This is a genomic window from Pseudomonas sp. MLB6B, assembly GCF_054508135.1.
In genome coordinates this window covers 3,060,669-3,079,082 of the sequence record NZ_CP199313.1, presented here as the reverse complement: position 1 = coordinate 3,079,082, position 18,414 = coordinate 3,060,669, and the positions used below count along the sequence as shown (strand labels likewise).

The window sequence follows — 18,414 nt, the reverse complement described above, 5'->3', positions numbered from 1 at the left end:
GCTGGGCGAACAGCACCCGCACATCGATCACCAGGCCCGCTTTGCGCAGGCGTTCGACCAGGGTTACGGCGAGCAGCGAATGGCCGCCCAGCTCGAAGAAGTCGTCGTGCCGCCCGACGCGCTCGACCCCCAGCACTTCGGCCCAGATCGCGGCCATGGCCGCTTCGGTCGGGCTTTGCGGCGCGGCGTAGTGCCAGCTGGCCAGCGAACCGGCGTCGGGGTCGGGCAAGGCGCGGCGATCGAGCTTGCCATGGGCCGTCAGCGGCAGTTGCTCCAGACGCACGAAGGCCAGCGGCACCAGCTGCGCAGGCAGGCTGGCCTGCAAGGCTTGGCGCAGGCGTTCGGGATCGACCGGCGCGGCCTCGGTGAACCAGGCCAGCAGGCGCCCCTCGCGCACCAGCACCACGGCATCGGCGATGCCTGGCTGCGCGTTGAGCGCGGCCTGGATTTCGCCAAGCTCCACGCGCACACCGCGCACCTTCACCTGGTCGTCGTTACGGCCCAGGAAATCCAGCGTGCCGTCGGCGTTCCAGCGCACCCGGTCGCCGCTGCGGTACAGGCGCGCGCCGGCCGCGTCGCTGAAAGGGTCGGCGAGGAAGCTGCGCTCGGTCAGCTCCGGCCGGTTGAAATAGCCACGCGCCACCTGCGCGCCGCCGATGTACAGCTCACCGGCCACGCCGACCGGCACCGGTTGCAGGCCTTCGTCGAGCACATAGACCTGGGTGTTGGCTATGGGGCGGCCGATGTGCAGGGCACCGCCCGGGCTGAGCTGCCCGGACGTGGCGACCACGGTGGTTTCGGTCGGCCCGTAGTTGTTGACCACGGCAAAGCCTGGATCGCGGTCGAACTGGCGCAGGCGGTCGCCGCCGACCAGCAGGGTACGCAGGGTCGGGTGCTGCCGGTCCCGGCGCAGCGCCTGTTCGGCGACCGGCGTGGGCAGGAAGCTGACCTGCAACGGCTGGCACAGCCACCAGTCGAGCAGTTCGTCGACGTGCTCGTTGCCGATGTGCGCAGGCGGCAAGTGCAGGGTCGCCCCCGCGCACAGGGTCGGCCAGACCTCCCAGGCCAGGGCGTCGAAGCCGAAACCGGCCACGCTGGAGCAATGCGACTCGGCCGTCAGCGCGAACGCCTGGCCATGCCAGTGCACCAGATTGGCCAGGGCGTGGTGTTCGATCATCACGCCTTTGGGCTGGCCAGTGGAGCCGGAGGTGTAGACCAGGTAGGCCAAGTGCTGCGCGTCGAGGTCGGGCAACAGTGGATCGCTGTCATCCGGCGCGAATGCGCTGGGCTGGTCCAGGTCCAGCCGTGGCAGCTCCGGCAGACCGTCGATGGCCGTGGTCGCCAGGACCAGGGCTGGCGCGCTGTCGCTCAGCAGATAGGCGATGCGCTCGGCGGGATACGTCGGGTCCACCGGCACGTAGGCGGCGCCGGCCTTGAGGGTCGCCAGCAGGCCGAGGATGCGCTCGGCGACGCGCGGCAGACACAAGGCGACCCGATCGCCGACCTGCACGCCCTGCTCGATCAGACGATGGGCCAATTGGTTGGCGCGCCGGTTCAGTTCGCCATAGCTCAGGGTCTGCTCGCCCTGCACCAGCGCGAGCGCCGCAGGTGCACGTGCAGCCTGGGCTTCGACCAACCCATGCACGGTCTGGCCCTGCGCATAGCGCTGCGCGGTGTCGTTGAAGCGTTGCAAGACCTGCTCGCGTTCGGCCGCCGGCAGCACAGCCAGGCCTTGCAGGGGCGCGCCGGGGTCGTGCTCCAGTGCCTCGACCAGGCGGGCCAGTACCTGCTCGAACTGCTCGCATAGGCGCGTCGCACCCCACTGCGGCAAGCTCTGCACGGTCAGGCGCAGGTCGTCGCCGAGGTCGTCGACGCTGACGGTCAACGGATAGTCGGTACGCTCCTCGGCACCGACGATGTCGATGCCTGGGGCCACCGGGATCACCTCGGCCGCATCGCCCGCCGCGCTGTGACGGTAGTTGAGCATGCTGTTGAACAGCGCGGCCGGCGCCGCGACCCCGCTGCAACGTTGGGCCAGGGCCAAGGAGGCCTGCTCATGGCCGAGCAAGGCGGTCAGGCGCCGGTGCGTGGTCAGCAGCGCCTCGCGCACGCCCTGCGCGCCGAGGTCGATGCGCAGCGGCAAGGTGTTGATGAACATGCCCAGGGCGTGCTCGCTGCCGTCGCCGGTGGTCATGCGCCCCAGCAGGACGCTGCCGAACACCACGCTCTGGCGCGCCGACAACTGCCCCACCAGGCGGGCGAAGCCCAGGTGCAGCACGCTCGCCGGGCTCACTCCCAAGGCCCGGGCCTGGCTGCGCAGGCGCTGGCTGAGGGCGACAGGCAGGGTCAGCCGCGCCTGCTGCAGCACCTGGTCGCCGGCGTCTTGCTGGGCGAAGGCCAGGGTCGGCTCGTCGATGTCGGCGAGCATGTCGCGGAAGAAGCGTTCGTGGGCCTGCTCGTCCAAGGCCAGGCGCGCGGCGGCCAGCACGTTGCGAAACGGCATGGGCGCCGGCAGCTGCGCCGACTCGCCGGCCAGGTGCGCCTGGATCTCGCGGCGCACGATGTCCAGCGCGGTATGGTCCATCACCACGTGGTGGAACATCAGCAGGGCGACCCAGGTCTGGCCTTCGCCGCGGGCGTGCATCAATTGCATCAGCGGGGCTTGGCGCAGGTCGAGGCGGTATTGGCGGGGGTCGAAGCGCTCGCACAGACGCGTCAGCGCCTGGCTGCCGTCGACCGCGATGGCCTCGCGCACCAGCGTCGCCTGCCGCCACACCACCTGCACCGGCTCGTCGAGGTACTGCCAGTGCAGCGCGGTGCGCAGGATGTCGTGGCGCTGGATCACCCATTGCAGCGCATCGGCGAAGGCGTCCAAGTGCGCCTTGCTGGCGAAGCGCAGTTGCACCTGGGCCAGGTACGGATCGCCGTCACCGGCTGCCAGGTGCTGGTAGAGCATGCCTTGCTGCAACGGCGCCAGCGGGTAGACGTCCTGCACGTTGGCCGCGCCGCCCGGCACGCTGGCGACGATACGGTCGATGGCTTGTTGGTCGAGCCGCACCAACGGCAGCATGTCGGGGGTGATCTGGAACGCCGGGCTGAGCCAGTCGTCGTCGCGCTCGGCGAGCATCTCCAGCAAGGCCGGTTTGTGCCGTGACAGGGCGTCCCACAGGGCATCGTCCAAGGTGTCGTCGTCGCCCAGGACGATCAGGTCCTGGTCTTCGCGCTGGAGTCGGATCGCAAGGAGGGAAAGAGCGGCCATCAATTCACTGAAGAGCATCGGTAAGCATCCTGCTTTGCCTGGAAATAGGAGTCGCGGACAGGCTAAAGGAGCGTGACCGCACGGTCTGACAGGGGAAGCAGGGACAACCGCGCACAGCGGCACGCCGGCAGCCGGCTGTGCAGGCAGGCCGAGAGGCCCGCCCACATGCCGCTGGCGGTGGCGCACCGCGCCGGCCGTCGCCTGCGGGGGTTAGAGGCGCCGGCGCTTGCCCAGGCTGGGAATGGTGGTCTGCGGTATCACCACCGCGACCTGCTCGCGGCGTGTGCTGGCCGCCAGCCCCGCCAGGGTCGGCTGGCTGAACAGCGTGCGCGCGTCGACGTGCAGGCCGGCCTGGCGCATGCGCGCCACCAGCCCCACCGCCAGCAGCGAATGGCCACCCAGCTCGAAGAAATTGTCTTCGCGGCCGACCTGTTCGATCTTCAGCACCTCGGTCCAGATGGCCGCCAGCGCCGTCTCCAGCTCGCCTTGCGGCGCCTGGTACTCGCGGCTGATCACCGCGTCCGGGCCAGGGGCCGGCAGCGCCTGGCGATCGACCTTGCCGTTGGCGCTCAGGGGCAGTTGCGCCAAGGCGACGAAAGCCTGAGGCACCAGGTACTCGGGCATGCGCGCCAGCAGGTGGCTGCGCAGCGCTTCCAGGGCGGGCAACGGCCCGGCTTGAGCACAGGTGAAATAGGCCACCAGGCGCTCCTCGCGCATGAGCACCACGCTTTGCCCGATGTCCGGGTGCGCCATCAAGGCCGCTTCGATCTCGCCCAGTTCGACGCGCAGGCCGCGCAGCTTGACCTGGAAGTCGTTGCGGCCGACGAAGTCCAAGGCACCGTCTGCGCGGTAGCGCACCAGATCGCCGGTGCGGTACAGCCTATCCCCTGCGACGAACGGGCTGGCGATGAAGCGCTCGGCCTGCAGCGTCGGCAAGCCGAGGTAGCCGCGGGCGACGCCCACGCCACCGATGTGCAACTGCCCAACCGCGCCCAACGGCAACGGGCGGTCGTGCGCGTCGAGCACGTACAGGCGGGTGTTGGCGATGGGCCAACCGATGGGCGGTGCCTGCGCAGGGAGCGGCTCATGCGCGTGCAACGTCCAGGCGGTGCTATCGACCGTCGCTTCGGTGGGGCCGTAGACGTTGTGCACGCGCACCGCCGGCAAACGCGCACGCACCTGGCGCAGCAGCGCCAGGGTCAGCTCGCCGCCGCCGCAGAAGACATCGGTCAGGCTAGTGCAGCGCTCCACCCCCGGCTGTTCGAGGAACTGATGCAGCAGGGCCGGCACGAACTTCACCGTGGTGACGCGCTGCGCCTGGATCAATCCGACCAGATACGCCGGGTCGCGGTGGCCGTCGGGGCTCGCCAGCACCAGACGCAAGCCGGCGCACAGCGGCCAGAAAAGCTCCCACACCGAGCCGTCGAAGCCGAAGGGCGCGCGCTGCAACAGAGCATCGCCCGGTTTCGGCGGGCAGATCAGCGAGCCCCAGTGCATGAGGTTGCACAGCCCGCGATGCTCGACCATCACGCCCTTGGGCGTGCCGGTCGAGCCGGAGGTGTACATCACGTAGGCCAGCTGCGCCGGCCCGAGGCCAGGCACCTGCGGGTTTTCGGCGCTACAGGCCGGCCAGGCGTCGTGGTCCAGGTCCAGGAGCGGTGTCGACTGCGGGTCGAACAGGCCACGGGTCGCACCCTGCACCAGCACCACGGTCGGCGCGCTGTCGTCGAGCATGAAGCGCAGGCGCGCCGCCGGGTAGCCCGGGTCGAGCGGCACGTAGGCGCCACCGGCCTTGAGCACGCCGAGCAGCGCCACCAGCATCGGCACACCGCGCTCCACGCAGATGGCCACCCGCGCATCGGGCTTCACGCCCAAGGCGATCAGGCGATGGGCCAGGCGATTGGCCTGGCCGTTGAGCGTGCGGTAGTCGAGGCTGGCGTCTTCGCTTTGCAAAGCGGTGGCCAGAGGCGTGCGCCGCACCTGGGCTTCGAACAGCGCGGGCAGCGTACTGCCCAGCGGGCTCTGGGGGTCTTCGGTCTGGTTGAAGGTGTGCAGCAGGCGCTGCAATTCGGCGGCCGGCACGCTGCACGTGGCTTCCAGCGGGCGATCGACTGCTTGCGGTTCGGCGAACTGGCGCAACGTGGTCAGCAGCGCGTCCAGCAGACGGGGCGCGCCGACCGCTTGCGGGGCGCGCAAGCCCAGCTGCAAGGCATCGCCCACGTCATCGACGGTCAGCACCAGGCTGTGGCTCAGCACTTCGCTGGCGCTCAGCAGCTGCACACCGGGTAGCACCTCGCCCTGGGGCAAGGCGCCCTGGCGGTAGTTGATCAAGCCGTTGAACAACGGTGTGGCGGCGGGCAAGCCGCTGCAACGCTGGGCCAGCAGCAAGGGGGCGTCTTCGTGGCCGAGCAAGGCGGCCAGGCCGGCCTGGGTCTGTGCCAGCGCCTGCCCCAGCGAGCGGCCGGCCAGGCCGACCCGCAACGGCAGGCTGTTGATGAACATGCCCAATGCGCGGTCGGCGCCCGCACCGGCCACGGCCCGGCCCAACAGCACCGTACCGACCACCACTTCGTCGCGCCCCGACAGGCTGCCGAGCACCTGGGCCCAGGCCAGGTGCAGCACGCTGGCCAGGCTGATGCCCTGCTCCCGCGCCCGCGTGCGCAGCAGGCCGGTCAAGCTGCTGTCCAGGGCCGTCGCATGGCTGTGCAGCGCGTGCTCGTCCACCGCTGCGCCGCCCAGCCCTGGCAGAGGCGCGGGCGGTTCGATGCTGGCCAATCCTTCACTGAAGAAAGCCTCGTGCCGGGCCAGGCGTTCGCTGGCGCCACTGCGCGCTACGTAATCGCGGTAGGCCACAGGCGTTGGCAAATGCCCGCCGCGCCCGTGCATGAGCGCGTCGAGCTCGCCGAGCAGCACTTGCAGGGAGACGGCATCGTTGACCAGGTGGTGGAAGCGCAGCACGCCCAGCCAACGGCCCTGCGCCGGGTCCTCGGCGCTCACCCAGGCCAGCAAGGGCGCCTGGCGCAGGTCCAGGGGGCGGCGTTGCGGGTCGTAGGCCGCGCGCAATTGTGCCGCGACGTCCGTGCCGGGTCGTTCGGGCACCCACGCTTCGATGGCTAGGCGCGCCTGGCGCCACACCACTTGCTGCGGCTGCGCCAGGCCTTCCCAGGCCAAGCTGGTGCGCAGGATGTCATGCCGGTCGATCACCTGCTGCAACGCCTCGGCGAAGGCCTCCTGACGCTCGCGGCTGGCGAAGGCGAACAGCACGTGCTGCTGGTAGGGGTCTTGGGCGTCGGTGACATGGTGGTACAGCAGGCCTTGCTGCAACGGTGCCAGCGGGTAGATCTCCTGCACGTTGCCGGCGCCGCCCGGTACGCCCGCGACGATGCCGTCGATGGCGGCCGGATCGAGCGTCGTCAGCCTGAGCATCGCCGGGGTGATCCGCTGGCAGCCCGGCGGTACGCCGTTGCCGGGCACCGCGGCGGACTCGCCCTGCACGACGGCGGCCGCGAGGCTGGCCAGGGTCGGTTGGCCGAACAACACCTGCACGTTGGCCTGCAGGCCTTGCTGGCGCATGCGCTCGATCAACTGCACCGCCATCAGCGAATGGCCGCCCAATTCGAAAAAGTGGTCGTGCCGCCCTACCCGCTCGACCTGGAGCAGCTCGGCCCACAGCAGCGCCAGGCGTCGCTCGATTTCACCCTCGGGAGGCGCGTGCTCGCGGCGCACCTTGGCCGCTTCGTCGGCGGCCGGCAAGGCACGGCGGTCGAGTTTGCCGTTGGCGGTCAGCGGCCAGTGCTCCAGGCCGACGTAGGCCACCGGCAGCAAGGCGGCGGGCAACCGCTCGTGCAGGTGGTCGTGCAGCGCCCGCGGCGCCACCGGTGCCTGGGCGACGAACCACGCTTGCAGTTGGCCGTCGCGCAGCAGCACCACGGCTTCGCGCAGTGCCGGGTGGCAGACCAAGGCCGCTTCGATTTCAGCCAGTTCGACCCGTACGCCACGCACCTTCACCTGGTCGTCGTTGCGCCCCAGGTATTCCAGGGTGCCGTCGGCCAACCAGCGCACCAGGTCGCCGGTGCGGTACAGCCGAGCGCCGGGCTCGGCGCTGTAGGGGTCGTCGAGAAAGCGTTCGGCTGTCAGTTCCGGCCGGTTCAGGTAGCCACGGGCCACGCCCTGGCCACCGATGTACAGCTCGCCGACCGCACCGATCGGCAACAGTTGGCGTTGTTCGTCCAGCACGTACAGGCGGGTGTTGGCCACGGCCTTGCCGATATGCAGCGCCCCACCGGCGTGCACTTCGCCCGAGGTCGCCACCACGCTGGCCTCGGTCGGTCCGTAGTTGTTGACGATCCGGTAGCTGCGCTCGCGGGAAAGACGGCGCAGGCGGTCGCCGCCGATAAGCAGGGTGTGCAGGGTCGGGTGCGGCTCGCCCTGGGCGAAGGCCCGTTCGGCCACCGGGGTCGGCAGGAAGCTCACGTCCAACGGCTGCGCCCGCCACCAGCGCAGCAGGGCGTCGATGTCTTCGGCGCCGTCGCGGGCCGGCGCCAGATGCAGGGTCGCGCCGCTGCACAAGGCCGGCCAGACCTCCCAGGCCATGGCATCGAAGCCGAAGCCCGCCAGGCTCGATTGGTGCCGGCCAGGCCCTACCTCGAAACTGGCGCAGTGCCAATCGACCAGGTTGGCCAACATGCGGTGTTCGACCATAACGCCTTTGGGCAGACCGGTGGAGCCCGAGGTGTAGATGACATAGACCAGGTGCTGCGGCGTGAGCCCTGCCACGACGGGCGCCTCGTCGCTCGCCCCCTGCCAAGTGCAGCGGTCGAGTTCGATGTGCGGCAGGTCGTGCGCGGGCAGTCGATCGCTCAATCGGGCGAGGGTCAGCAGCACCCGCGGCGCGCTGTCCTGCAGCAGGTAGGCCAGCCGCTCCGGCGGGTGGCTGGGGTCGATCGGCACATAGGCGGCCCCGGCTTTGAGCACGGCCAGCAGACCGACCAGGGTGTCGAGGCCGCGCTGGGCGACCACCGCCACGCGCTCGTCGGGCCCGGCCCCCAGGTCGAGCAGACGCCGTGCCAAGTGGTTGGCGCGTCGGTTCAGCTCGCCATAGCTCAGGGTCTGGCCTTCGTGCTGCGCTGCTATCGCATCGGGCCTGGCCTGGGCCTGGGCCTCGATGCGCCGATGGATCAGCGCAGGTGTCGACTGCGGCGCCACGGCGGCGTCGTTCCAGCGCTGCAACTGCGCATGCTCGCTGGCGGTCGGCAGGTCGAAGGCGGCGACGCTCAGGGCCGGCTGGCGCAACCCTTGTTCGAGCACATGCAGCAGTCGCGCGGCGAGCGCCTCGACCTCATCAGCGCCGAACCAGGCGCGGCTGTACACCAGGTGCAGGTGGGCTTTGTCGCAATGGCTGTTGCTGCGCAGATGCACGCTCAACGGCGTCGGCTCGTGGCCGTTGCACACCATCACGGTGTGGCCGCTGGCGGCGCCGAAGCGCAGGTCGTTGTCGTCCTCTTCGAACGACACCATCAGCTCGAACAACTGTGGCCGTTCCTCACGCAGCGCGCCGAGGGTGCGGTTCAGTTCGCTGAGGGCGAAACGCTGGTGGCGGAAATCCTGCTTGAGCGTATCGCGGATGCCTTGCACCACCTCGGCGAACGAGCGCTCGCGACCTGAGGCCATGCGCAGGGCGCTGACCTGGGTGAACAGCCCCAGGGTCGACTTGCAGCGGGCATTGCCGCGGTTGCGCACCGGCACGCCGAGCACCCATTCGTCACGTTGCCAGGTGCGTGCGCAGCACACGTGCATGGCGGCGAGCAGCACATGGAACGCCGAGGCTTGCAGGTCGCTGCCCAGCTGGCGCATGCGTGCCAGCAGGCGCGCATCGAAGGGTCGTTCGAGCACTGCGCTGGGGGTGCCGTCCGGCGCTGCGCCGCGCTCGCGCTTGACCAGCAGCGCATCGGGCAAGCGCTGGTACTGGCTCAACCAGTAGTCGCGGTCGCGGCTGTGGCGGGCCGACGTCTGATACTGCGCGTCGTCTTCGATGAACTCACGGTACGACGGTGCCGTGGCCGGCAACGGCAGGCCCTGCCCAAGCAGGCCGTAATGGTCGGCGATCTGCTTGAACCACAGGTCGACGCCCCAGCCGTCGAGGATCAGGTGATGGGCTTGCAAGGCAAAAAAGTAGCGCTGCTTGCCCAGCTTGATCAACTGCGTGCCCCACAAGGCGCCGCCTTCCAATACGAAAGGCGCCTGCATGCGTGCGCGCAACAGGGCCTGGGCAGCGGCGACGGGATCGTGCTCGCCGCTGAAGTCGTGCTCGGTCAGCGCTACGTCCAGCCCCTCGGCGAAGTACTGGCGCGGCATGCCGTCGGTCGCCACCAACACCGTGCGCAGTCCATCGTGCAACGCCACCAGGTGCGCCAGCGCGGCGCGCAGGCGAGCCACGTCCAGCGCGCCGTCGAGCTGCACATAAGCGCCAATGTTGTACAGCGGCGAAGGACCATGGCTGATCTGGTCCAACCAGATGTCGCGCTGGGCAACGGTCAAGGCAAAGGTTTGGGCGGCGGGCATGGGCGGGTCAGATCCATCTGAGGGGGGAGATCGCCCGATTCAAGCACTGCCATGCCCCGGCGTCTGGCCCCCGAAACCCGGACATGCGCCGTCCTGTCCTGGGTCGCTGAAATGCCTGTAAGCCAATGGCCATAGGTTGCATAGGCCAATGACCTACAAATTCGCCCCCGGCTGGAGGCACGCCGAGCGTCGCCGGGATTATGGCGTCAATCTACTGGCCACCATCCCGCACGCGGCCGCTCGACCCATCTGTCCAGCGGGCGCTTATTACTGCATGTTTCGCTCCGCTCGAGGGGCCCTCGCGTTGTCAAGGCAGGTCCGCCACTGCCCATCGAACCGACTCTCTGCCCCGTAAGTAACCCTCTTCATGGATGATAAGGACATGCACTCGACCGCCGCCCCGCAATACCGCCCCAACCCCGAGCTGTACCTGCGCCTGGGCGAGTTGATCGCCAGCAGTGGCGCCCATGACTTCGCCGAGCGGATGTTGCGCCTGGTCGACGCCCAAGTGCCGATCGACCGGCTCGAGTTCAGCGAGTGGACACTCGACCCTGGTCAGGCCTGCCTCAGCCAGGTCAAGGCGCTGGGCAGCGCCGGCACGCCCGTCGTAGGTCGCGACAGCCCGCGCTCCCCCCTGCTGCCCAGCATCCTGCGCATGGACGACCCGCTGTTGATCAAGCTCAAGGCCCCATTGCACATGCGGCACGCGGCCCACCAGTGCCACTTGGTGTCGCGCAGCGGCGACCGCCGCTGGGTGATCTGCGTCCAGCGGCTACCGGATCGGCAGGCGTTCAGCCTGGCCGAGCTGTCGCGGCTCAAGGCCCTTTCCGACACGTTGCTGCCGTTGCTCGAGCACCATGGCCAGTGGTTGGCGCATAGCGTCGCCGAGCACGGACCACAGATCGCCGACCCGGACGCCGGCTCCCTGCGCCGCGCCTTCGCCGAGCGCCTGGCACAGCACGCGGTGAAACTTTCCCTGCGCGAGCAGGAGGTCTGCCTGGGGCTGCTCACCGGGGCCACCGTGCCGGAAATGGCGCAGCGTTTGAGCGTGAAGAACAGCTCCGCGGAAACCTACCTCAAACGCGCTACCGCCAAACTGGGCGTCAGCGGGCGCCACGGCCTGGCCAAATGGATGGCGGGCGCTTGAGCGTGGCGCGACAGCCCACGGCTCGTCTGGCCTGGAGCTTATGCGTCGCGCTGCTGTACGGCTGCTCCCTGGCGCCCGACTACCGACGCCCGGCCGCGCCGGTCGCCGAGCGGTTTCCGAGCGGCCCGGCCTACCTGCACGATGAGGGTACGGATCAGCCCGCGCAGGATTGGCGGCAGGTGTTCCTCGACCCCGCATTGAGCCGATTGATCGACATGGCTTTGGTCAACAACCGCGACCTGCGCACCGCCGTGCTGAACGTGGAGGCCTACCGTGCCCAGTACCGCATTCAGCGTGCCGACCTGCTGCCCAAGGTGTCGGCCGACGCCCAGACACAACGCCGTTACCTGCCGCGGCGCATGACCGGCACCGACCAGGGCGCGATCACCTCGACGTCGTCAGCGACCCTGGGCGTCAGTGCTTACGAGTTGGACCTGTTCGGCCGCGTGCGCAGCCTCAGCGAGCGGGCGGCGCTCACCTATCTGGCCAGCGACCAAGCCCGGCGCAGCGCGCAATTGAGCCTGGTGACAGGCGTCGCCAGCCTCTACCTGACCTGGCGCGCCGACCAGGAATCGCTCGCGCTAGCGCTGGACACCCTGGCCGTGGACGAACGCGACCTGAGCCTGACCGCCCATCAGCGCCGTATCGGGACCGTATCGGCACTGGACCTCATCCAGGCCCGCACCCGCGTCGACACCACGCGCGCTGCTGCGGCGCGTTACAAGCGCCAGGCAGCGCAGGACCTCAACCAATTGAGCGTTCTGGTGGGCGTGCCGGTGGCCGACGACCTGGACGCCGTGCCGCTGGCACAGGAGCAGATCGTCGGCCTGTCAGCGGGGATGCCTTCCGAATTACTGGAGCGTCGCCCGGACATCCTCCAGGCCGAATACCAGCTACGCGCCGCCCATGCCGACATTGGCGCAGCGCGGGCGGCGTTCTTTCCCAGCATCAGCCTGACCGCCAATGCGGGCAGCACCAGCCCGCAACTCGATGGCCTGTTCGCCGCGGACAGCGGCACCTGGCTGTTCCAACCCCAAGTCACGCTGCAGATTTTCAACGCCGGCAGCCTGCGCGCCAGCCTGGACTACGCGCGGCTGCAAAAGAACATCCAGGTGGCCGAATACGAAAAAGCCATCCAGACCGCGTTCCAGGAAGTCGCCAACGGCTTGGCGGCACGCTCGACCTACCGGCGACAACTGGGTGCTCGGCGCGATCTGGTGGCCTCGAGCCTGCGCTATTACACGCTGGCCGAGCGCCGCTACCGTAGCGGTCTGGACGGCCGCCTGACCTTGCTCGACGCACAGCGCGCGCTGTTCGCCGCCCAGCAGGGGTTGATCGACGACCGGCTGGCACAACTGCTCACCGAGGTGAACCTGTATGCCGCGCTGGGCGGCGGCTGGTTGGCGCCGACCGTAGCTGCCCGTGGCGCGCCTGGCGAGCGCATGGCCAGCCTTGCCGTTGCCCGTGCAGGCGCCGGGAGCCCGCCTGCTCGTAGAGACTGAGCGCGAGCGTTGCTGCGGGTGCTGTCGGTTCGAACCGCCCGGCCACGGTGCGGAGTCGGCCGATCCGGTGGCCCCGCCGGTGCCTCGCGAGCGGCGGCAGCTTTTGGTTATTAACTGGATATTTGGATATTTGCATTTATAGATATGACGTGTAGGCTGTGCCCCTTCGGTCGCCCCTAGGCGGTGTTGTCCGCACACCACCGCCCACTGCCGCCGCATGACCTGGACAAGGCTTACGCCCTGTCATATCTGTAATTTTCGATATGTAGATTTCTGAAATGAACCACGCTTGCCTCTTCACTCCTACCACCCTCGGCCCCTACACCCTGCGCAACCGCATCGTCATGCCCCCGCTGACCCGCTCGCGCAGCAGCCAACCGGGCGATGTGCCCAACGACCTGATGGCCGACTACTACCGCCAGCGCGCCAGTGCCGGCTTTATCGTCACCGAAGGTACCCAGATCGAACCCCGTGGCCAGGGCTATGCCTGGACCCCCGGCATCTACACCGCCGAGCAGATCGAGGGCTGGAAGAAAGTCACCCAGGCCGTACATACCGAAGGCGGCGTGATCTTCGCCCAGTTGTGGCACGTGGGCCGGGTTTCGCACACCTCGCTGCAACCCAACGGCGACGCGCCGGTCGCGCCGTCCGCGATGGGCACCACGCGGGTCCAGGTGTTCGTCGAAACCGGTCCGGGTGCCGGTGCGCTGGCTGATCCGTCCACGCCCAGGGCCTTGTCTACCGCCGAAGTGAAAGACCTGGTGCAGCTGTACGCCCAAGCCGCACGCAACGCGCTGGCGGCCGGCTTCGACGGCGTCGAGCTGCACTGCGCCAACGGTTATCTGGTCAACCAGTTCATCTCGGCGCACACCAACCAGCGCACCGACGAATACGGTGGCTCGCTGCAGAACCGCCTGCGGTTCCTGCGCGAGATCACCGAAGCGGTGGCCGAGGTGGTCGGTGCCGAACGTCTGGGCGTGCGCTTCTCGCCGCTGTTCGCCACCACCGACGAGGCGCGCGCCTACCTGGGCCTGGTGGAAGCCGATCCGCAGCAAACCTACGTCGAAGCGGTGAAGATCCTCGAACAGGTGGGCATCGCCTACCTTTCGCTCGCCGAGGCCGACTGGGACGGCGCCCCCGAGCTGCCGGCCGCGTTCCGCCAAGCGGTGCGCGCAGCCTTCAGCGGGCGCATCCTGTATGCCGGCAAGTACACGGCCGAGCGTGCGGCGGCGGCCATCCAAGGCGGCTGGGCGGACCTCGCCGGTTTCGGCCGGCCGTTCATCGCCAACCCCGACCTGCCTGCGCGCATCGCCAATGACTGGCCGCTGAACCCGGTCGATCCGACCAGCATGTACGGCGGCACCGAAATCGGCTACATCGACTACCCGCGTTACCAGGGTTGAAGCACCTGCTGCACGCATCCTGGGGATGCGTGCAGCACACCGTGCGGAAAACCGGTAACATCGCGCCCATTCCCCCGCTATTTATGTCTCGTCATGCCCATCGATCTCATTGAAGCGCTCAAGGCCCTGGACAATCCCACTCGGCTGACCATCCTGACCCTGCTGAAGAACCCGCGGGAGAACTTCCCCGAGCAACAGGCGGACCCGGAGCAGATCGGCGTGTGCGTGGGGATCATCCAGGAGCGGGTCAAGTTGTCCCAGTCGACGGTGTCGAACTACCTGGCGGCGCTGCAACGCGCGCAACTGGTGACTTCGCAGCGCATCGGGCCATGGACTTACTACAAGCGTAACGAAGAGAAGGTCGCGCAGTTGCTCGAGGTGTTGGGCAAGACCATCTGAGCGACGGCAACGTCTCACACCACGGCATTTTCAGCACTACCACCCTTCTTCTGCGCCTGAGCGATAGCCGAAGAGGCCATCGACGGTCTAGCGCCTAGGTCGCAGGCGCCTTTGCCGTCTGAGCGGCCTTTCCGTCTTTCTGAACTTGACGGCTCGCAGTCATGCTAGAGCGGCGTCTGCGCCGCGCTGCGCTGTCGACGGCAGCGCTCTGAGCAGTAGCGCACCTCGCCCCAGCAACGCTCCCATTTCTTGCGCCAGGTGAAAGGCCGCTGGCAGACCACACAGATTTTCTCGGGAAGCTCGCTTTTTTTCACGTTGCCTGTCTCCGGTCGGCGGCCTTGAAGGAAGGCCCGAAGGTGGAGCTTCGAGCCCTGCATCGGACTCCATTCGCCAGTCGCAGTTCGGGGGTTTCGCGCACAGACGTTGGCCGCCACAGCACCACAGAGGCTGGGCATGCCCCTCCCCAAGAGCAGACACTCTGACCGATCCGCAGGCCTCTCGCGCCATTGAACGATCCACCCCCTCGCGCGGGTCATACCCTCATGCGCTACGCCGTGACGCCACCCACTCCAGTAACGTGAGGCTTCCATGAACACCATCCACGCCGGCGTCCTCGACGTCGCTTACCGGGAAACCGGCGCCGCCGACGCGCCTGTCGTCATCCTGCTGCACGGCTTTCCCTACGACCCCCACGCCTACGACGAGGTCGCCGACCTGCTGGCTGCCGCCGGCTGCCGCTGCATCGTGCCCTTCCTGCGTGGCTACGGTGCGACCCGCTTTCTCGACCCGGCTACCCCCCGGTCGGGCGAGCAAGCCGCGCTCGGCGCCGACCTGCTGGCGTTGATGGATGCGCTGAACCTGCCCAAGGCCGTGCTCGCCGGCTACGACTGGGGCGGACGCGCGGCCTGCGTGGTGGCGGCGCTGTGGCCGGAGCGCGTGGCAGGCTTGGTGAGCTGCGAGCCGGGCTACAACATCCAGGATATCGCCCACGGCCAGCAACCCGCCGCGCCGGAAACCGAAGCCCGGCTGTGGTACCAGTACTACTTCCACGGCGCACGCGGCCAGGCTGGCCTGACGGCGCATCGCGAGGCGCTGTGCCGCCTGCTCTGGTCGCAGTGGTCGCCGACCTGGCGCTTCACCGAGGCGCAATTCCAGGCGACAGCAGACGCTTTCCACAATCCTGATTTCGTCGACGTGGTGGTCCATTCCTATCGGCACCGCTTTGGCCTGGTGGAAGGCGACCCACGTTACGCCGACATCGAGGCCAGGCTCGCGCAGCAGCCGGAGATCACCGTGCCCAGCGTGATCCTCTCGGGCAACAGCGACGGGGTGGCCCCGCCGCAGCCTGAGACGCTGTCCTTGCAGCGGTTCAAGGGGCCGGTGCGGCGCACGCGTTTGGATGGCGTAGGCCACAACGTGCCGCAGGAGGCGCCGCGGGTGTTCGCGCAGGCGGTGCTCGACCTGTTGGAACCCTTGAACGGGGCGAGTCGCTGAATCGTCAGGTTGGCGCCCCGTGTCGCCTTAGGGTCTGTGTGAAAAGCCTTGAGACGAAGGTCAGGCAAGGCGAAAACAGCCGAGGAAGCGGAGTTTACAGGTTGTAAATGAGCATTCCGAGGCTGTTTTCAACGCAGCATCACCGAGTATCAAGGCTTTTCACACAGAGCCTAGGACCTTAATGATGCTCAGTCCTGTACCGACCAAGGGCGAGCCAGGCTGGGCCCAGCCCAATCCAGCCTGGCCGGACCCGGCTGACTCAATGGGCCTCACCTTCCCCCTCGCCATCGACCTCGTCGTCTTCCTCGGTTTTGCTGGGAGGATTGGCAGGTTTGTGCGGATCGTTCACGTAAGGGACTTTGCTTGGACCTTGCTCTTCGAGGCCTTCGGTTTGCGGTTGCATGCGTGTTTCCTCCAGTGGGTGGGTCATTGGATAAGGTCGCGCAGCCATATGTTCCAAAGCACAGGTGGCCAGAGTCGTTCGACGTGGCCCTCCTTCCCAGGCGGCAATGAAACTATCGCGCCGCAAATCCACTCAATCGGCCAACGCACTCATCTCGAAGGTATCTCCATGATCGCTCGCTGGCGCTGGGCCTTAGGCCAAACCACGAAACGGCTCTGGTTCCGCGCCACGCTGTTCTCCCTGGCGGGCGTGCTGACGGCGCTGCTGGCCATCGTCTTCAGAGACTTCGTGCCGCCCTCGTTGCCGGCCAAGGTGGGGGCCGATTCGGTGGACAAGATCCTCGGCATCATCGCGTCGAGCATGCTGGCGGTGACCACCTTTTCATTGAGCACGATGGTCTCGGCCTACAGCGCCGCCAGCAGCGGCGTCACCCCGCGCGCCACCACCTTGGTGATGGAAGACTCGACCACGCAGAACGCGTTGGCGACCTTCATCGGCTCGTTCCTGTTCAGCCTGGTCGGCATCATCGCGTTGAGCACGGGCGCCTACGGGGCCCAAGGGCGCGTAGTGCTGTTCGCGGTGACGATCCTGGTGGTGATCCTGATCGTGTACACGCTGCTGCGCTGGATCGACCATCTGTCCAAGCTGGGCAGGGTCGGCGAAACCATCGACCGGGTCGAGAGCGCGACCTTGGTCGCTCTGCGGCGCCGGGCCGAATGGCCGTTTCTCGGGGCCGCAGCCTATCCGAGCGATTTCACCCCGCCGGCCACCGCCACCAGGGTGTTGAGTAGGGATACGGGCTATGTCCAGCACGTCGATGTGAGCGCCCTGGCCGCCGTGGCCAAGGCGCACCGGGTCGAGGTCTATCTGGACGTGCTGCCGGGCAGCTTCGTGCATATCGGCGCGCCATTGGCACGTATCGTCTGGGACCAGGACAGCACGGCCGCTGCAGCGTTGGACGACGACGTACTGACCGCCTTGACCATCGGCCTGCGTCGATCGTTCGACCAGGACCCGCGCTTTGGCCTGTCGGTGCTGGCCGAGATCGCCTCGCGGGCGCTGTCGCCGGCCACCAACGACTCCGGCACGGTGATCGACGTGATCGGCCGCGGCGTGCGCTGCTTTTCCGCGTGGGCGTTGCAGGCACCCGCGGTCGAAGGCATCGAACCGGACTGCCGCCGGGTGCACGTGCGCGGCATCGACGTGCAGGACCTGTTCGACGATTTCTTCACCCTGATCGCCCGCGACGGCGCGGGGCTGCTGGAGATCGACATCCGCTTCGTCAAGGCGCTGGCAAGTCTCGCGCACGTGGCGCCCGAGCGGTTTGGCCGCGAATGCCAAGTGCATGCCGGCCTGCTGCTCAAACGCGCCGAATTGGCGTTGCCGCTGGAAGAAGACAAGGTGCGGTTGCGGTCGTTGGCCAAGGCGTTGCTGCCATACGGCGGCAGCCTTTGAGCTCACTTGGAGACTCCTGCGGGTTCAAGGCCAGGTGTGGTGCATGCCCAAGGCTGCATCGGGCCGGGCAATGGCACCTGCGGATGTTAGCGGCTGGCGTCGAGCAGCCTGGCGATGGCGGCAGTGACCTCGGCAGTGGCCGATGCCAGCGCGCCTTCATTGCGACATAGCCATCCACCGTGCTCCGCCATCGCCCGCTCGAATGCCGCCGTGCAGGCCGCGTGCGCTTCGAAGCTATGCACGACCGTACTGCGCAAACCTTGACGGCGTGCCGCCGCCCTCGCCCATGACACCTGCGGTGCGGTGGTCACCCCTATCTGCAGGTCCGGCACGCTGACGCCGCGCGCCAGGTTCAGGCGCAGCACGTCGGCGAACGGCACGCTGCGACGAAACGCGGCATCGGAGGCATACCAGCGGTCCATGAGGATGAGACTGCCCGGCGGTTGCTTGGGCAACACCTGCTGCGATATCCAGGCGCGGCTGTCGGCCAGGCGCTCGCAGACTTGCCACTCCAGCTCGGCGCAGGGCGTTCTGGCCAGGGCGTTGACCAGCGCCATGGTGGCCGCGCGGTGCGGGTCGTGGTTGCGTTCGCTGAGGCGAACCACCGTATGGCCTTCGACTCTGAGCGCCTGGGCGACGGCTTCGAGCAGCGTGGTCTTGCCGACGCCTTTTGGGCCGTCGACGGCGACGAACAGGGGCTGGGTCATAGATCGGTGACAGCGGCGGCAGGAAGGGTCGGCAGTGTGTCATACAATGCTGCGGCGGGGTGCGCGGTATAGCGCTTGGCCATG

10 protein-coding genes and 1 pseudogene are annotated in these 18,414 nt (G+C 68.2%); 6 read left to right on the top strand and 5 right to left on the bottom strand.

What is annotated here, in order from left to right; translation table 11 throughout:
- Window positions 1-37: 37 nt before the first annotated feature.
- Window positions 38-3,070: pseudogene (locus tag ACSMEV_RS13795) on the bottom strand (non-ribosomal peptide synthetase); the annotation flags it as partial.
- A gap of 399 nt (window positions 3,071-3,469) precedes the next feature.
- Window positions 3,470-9,820 carry an amino acid adenylation domain-containing protein gene (locus tag ACSMEV_RS13790; RefSeq protein WP_459205646.1) on the bottom strand — a complete coding sequence of 2,117 codons (6,351 nt, stop codon included), beginning with the start codon at window positions 9,818-9,820 and terminating at the stop codon, window positions 3,470-3,472.
- Between the two features lie 382 nt (window positions 9,821-10,202).
- Here ACSMEV_RS13790 and ACSMEV_RS13785 point away from each other — a divergent pair, with 382 nt between their 5' ends.
- The 4 genes from ACSMEV_RS13785 (at window position 10,203) to ACSMEV_RS13770 (ending at window position 14,271) form a co-directional block, all read left to right on the top strand.
- The gene (locus ACSMEV_RS13785) at window positions 10,203-10,967 is read left to right on the top strand and encodes a helix-turn-helix transcriptional regulator (protein ID WP_459205645.1); all 765 of its coding nucleotides are present in this window, start codon (window positions 10,203-10,205) and stop codon (window positions 10,965-10,967) included.
- A gap of 2 nt (window positions 10,968-10,969) precedes the next feature.
- Window positions 10,970-12,469 carry an efflux transporter outer membrane subunit gene (locus ACSMEV_RS13780; protein ID WP_459208348.1) on the top strand — a complete coding sequence of 500 codons (1,500 nt, stop codon included), beginning with the start codon at window positions 10,970-10,972 and terminating at the stop codon, window positions 12,467-12,469.
- A 278-nt stretch (window positions 12,470-12,747) separates the two neighbouring features.
- The gene (locus tag ACSMEV_RS13775) at window positions 12,748-13,872 is read left to right on the top strand and encodes an alkene reductase (protein WP_459205644.1); all 1,125 of its coding nucleotides are present in this window, start codon (window positions 12,748-12,750) and stop codon (window positions 13,870-13,872) included.
- A gap of 93 nt (window positions 13,873-13,965) precedes the next feature.
- On the top strand, window positions 13,966-14,271 hold the full coding sequence (locus tag ACSMEV_RS13770; RefSeq protein ID WP_413047464.1) for an ArsR/SmtB family transcription factor: 306 nt from the start codon (window positions 13,966-13,968) through the stop codon (window positions 14,269-14,271).
- A gap of 164 nt (window positions 14,272-14,435) precedes the next feature.
- Here ACSMEV_RS13770 and ACSMEV_RS13765 read toward each other — a convergent pair whose 3' ends face one another.
- A complete protein-coding gene (locus ACSMEV_RS13765; protein WP_459205643.1) occupies window positions 14,436-14,585 on the bottom strand; it encodes a DUF2256 domain-containing protein in 150 nt (49 codons plus the stop codon).
- Window positions 14,586-14,859: 274 nt separating this feature from the next.
- Between ACSMEV_RS13765 and ACSMEV_RS13760 the strand changes: the two genes are divergently transcribed.
- Window positions 14,860-15,765 carry an alpha/beta fold hydrolase gene (locus ACSMEV_RS13760; RefSeq protein WP_459205642.1) on the top strand — a complete coding sequence of 302 codons (906 nt, stop codon included), beginning with the start codon at window positions 14,860-14,862 and terminating at the stop codon, window positions 15,763-15,765.
- A gap of 259 nt (window positions 15,766-16,024) precedes the next feature.
- Here the strand turns inward: ACSMEV_RS13760 and ACSMEV_RS13755 are convergent, their stop codons facing one another.
- A complete protein-coding gene (locus ACSMEV_RS13755) occupies window positions 16,025-16,168 on the bottom strand; it encodes a hypothetical protein (protein WP_459205641.1) in 144 nt (47 codons plus the stop codon).
- Between the two features lie 168 nt (window positions 16,169-16,336).
- On the opposite strand from ACSMEV_RS13755, the gene ACSMEV_RS13750 reads away from it, so the two are divergent.
- Window positions 16,337-17,623 carry a DUF2254 domain-containing protein gene (locus ACSMEV_RS13750; protein ID WP_459205640.1) on the top strand — a complete coding sequence of 429 codons (1,287 nt, stop codon included), beginning with the start codon at window positions 16,337-16,339 and terminating at the stop codon, window positions 17,621-17,623.
- A gap of 86 nt (window positions 17,624-17,709) precedes the next feature.
- Here ACSMEV_RS13750 and ACSMEV_RS13745 read toward each other — a convergent pair whose 3' ends face one another.
- Window positions 17,710-18,330, bottom strand: coding sequence for a dTMP kinase (locus ACSMEV_RS13745; protein ID WP_459205639.1), 621 nt, complete (start codon window positions 18,328-18,330; stop codon window positions 17,710-17,712).
- Window positions 18,331-18,414: the final 84 nt, after the last annotated feature.

Excerpts from the sequence above, each read along its gene's own strand:
- ACSMEV_RS13785 (WP_459205645.1), top strand. The coding sequence starts at position 10,203 with ATGCACTCGACCGCCGCCCCGCAATACCGCCCCAACCCCGAGCTGTAC.
- ACSMEV_RS13760 (WP_459205642.1), top strand. The coding sequence starts at position 14,860 with ATGAACACCATCCACGCCGGCGTCCTCGACGTCGCTTACCGGGAAACC.
- ACSMEV_RS13750 (WP_459205640.1), top strand. The coding sequence starts at position 16,337 with ATGATCGCTCGCTGGCGCTGGGCCTTAGGCCAAACCACGAAACGGCTC.
- ACSMEV_RS13755 (WP_459205641.1), bottom strand. The coding sequence starts at position 16,168 with ATGCAACCGCAAACCGAAGGCCTCGAAGAGCAAGGTCCAAGCAAAGTC.
- ACSMEV_RS13745 (WP_459205639.1), bottom strand. The coding sequence starts at position 18,330 with ATGACCCAGCCCCTGTTCGTCGCCGTCGACGGCCCAAAAGGCGTCGGC.
- ACSMEV_RS13770 (WP_413047464.1), top strand. The coding sequence starts at position 13,966 with ATGCCCATCGATCTCATTGAAGCGCTCAAGGCCCTGGACAATCCCACT.
- ACSMEV_RS13775 (WP_459205644.1), top strand. The coding sequence starts at position 12,748 with ATGAACCACGCTTGCCTCTTCACTCCTACCACCCTCGGCCCCTACACC.
- ACSMEV_RS13790 (WP_459205646.1), bottom strand. The coding sequence starts at position 9,820 with ATGCCCGCCGCCCAAACCTTTGCCTTGACCGTTGCCCAGCGCGACATC.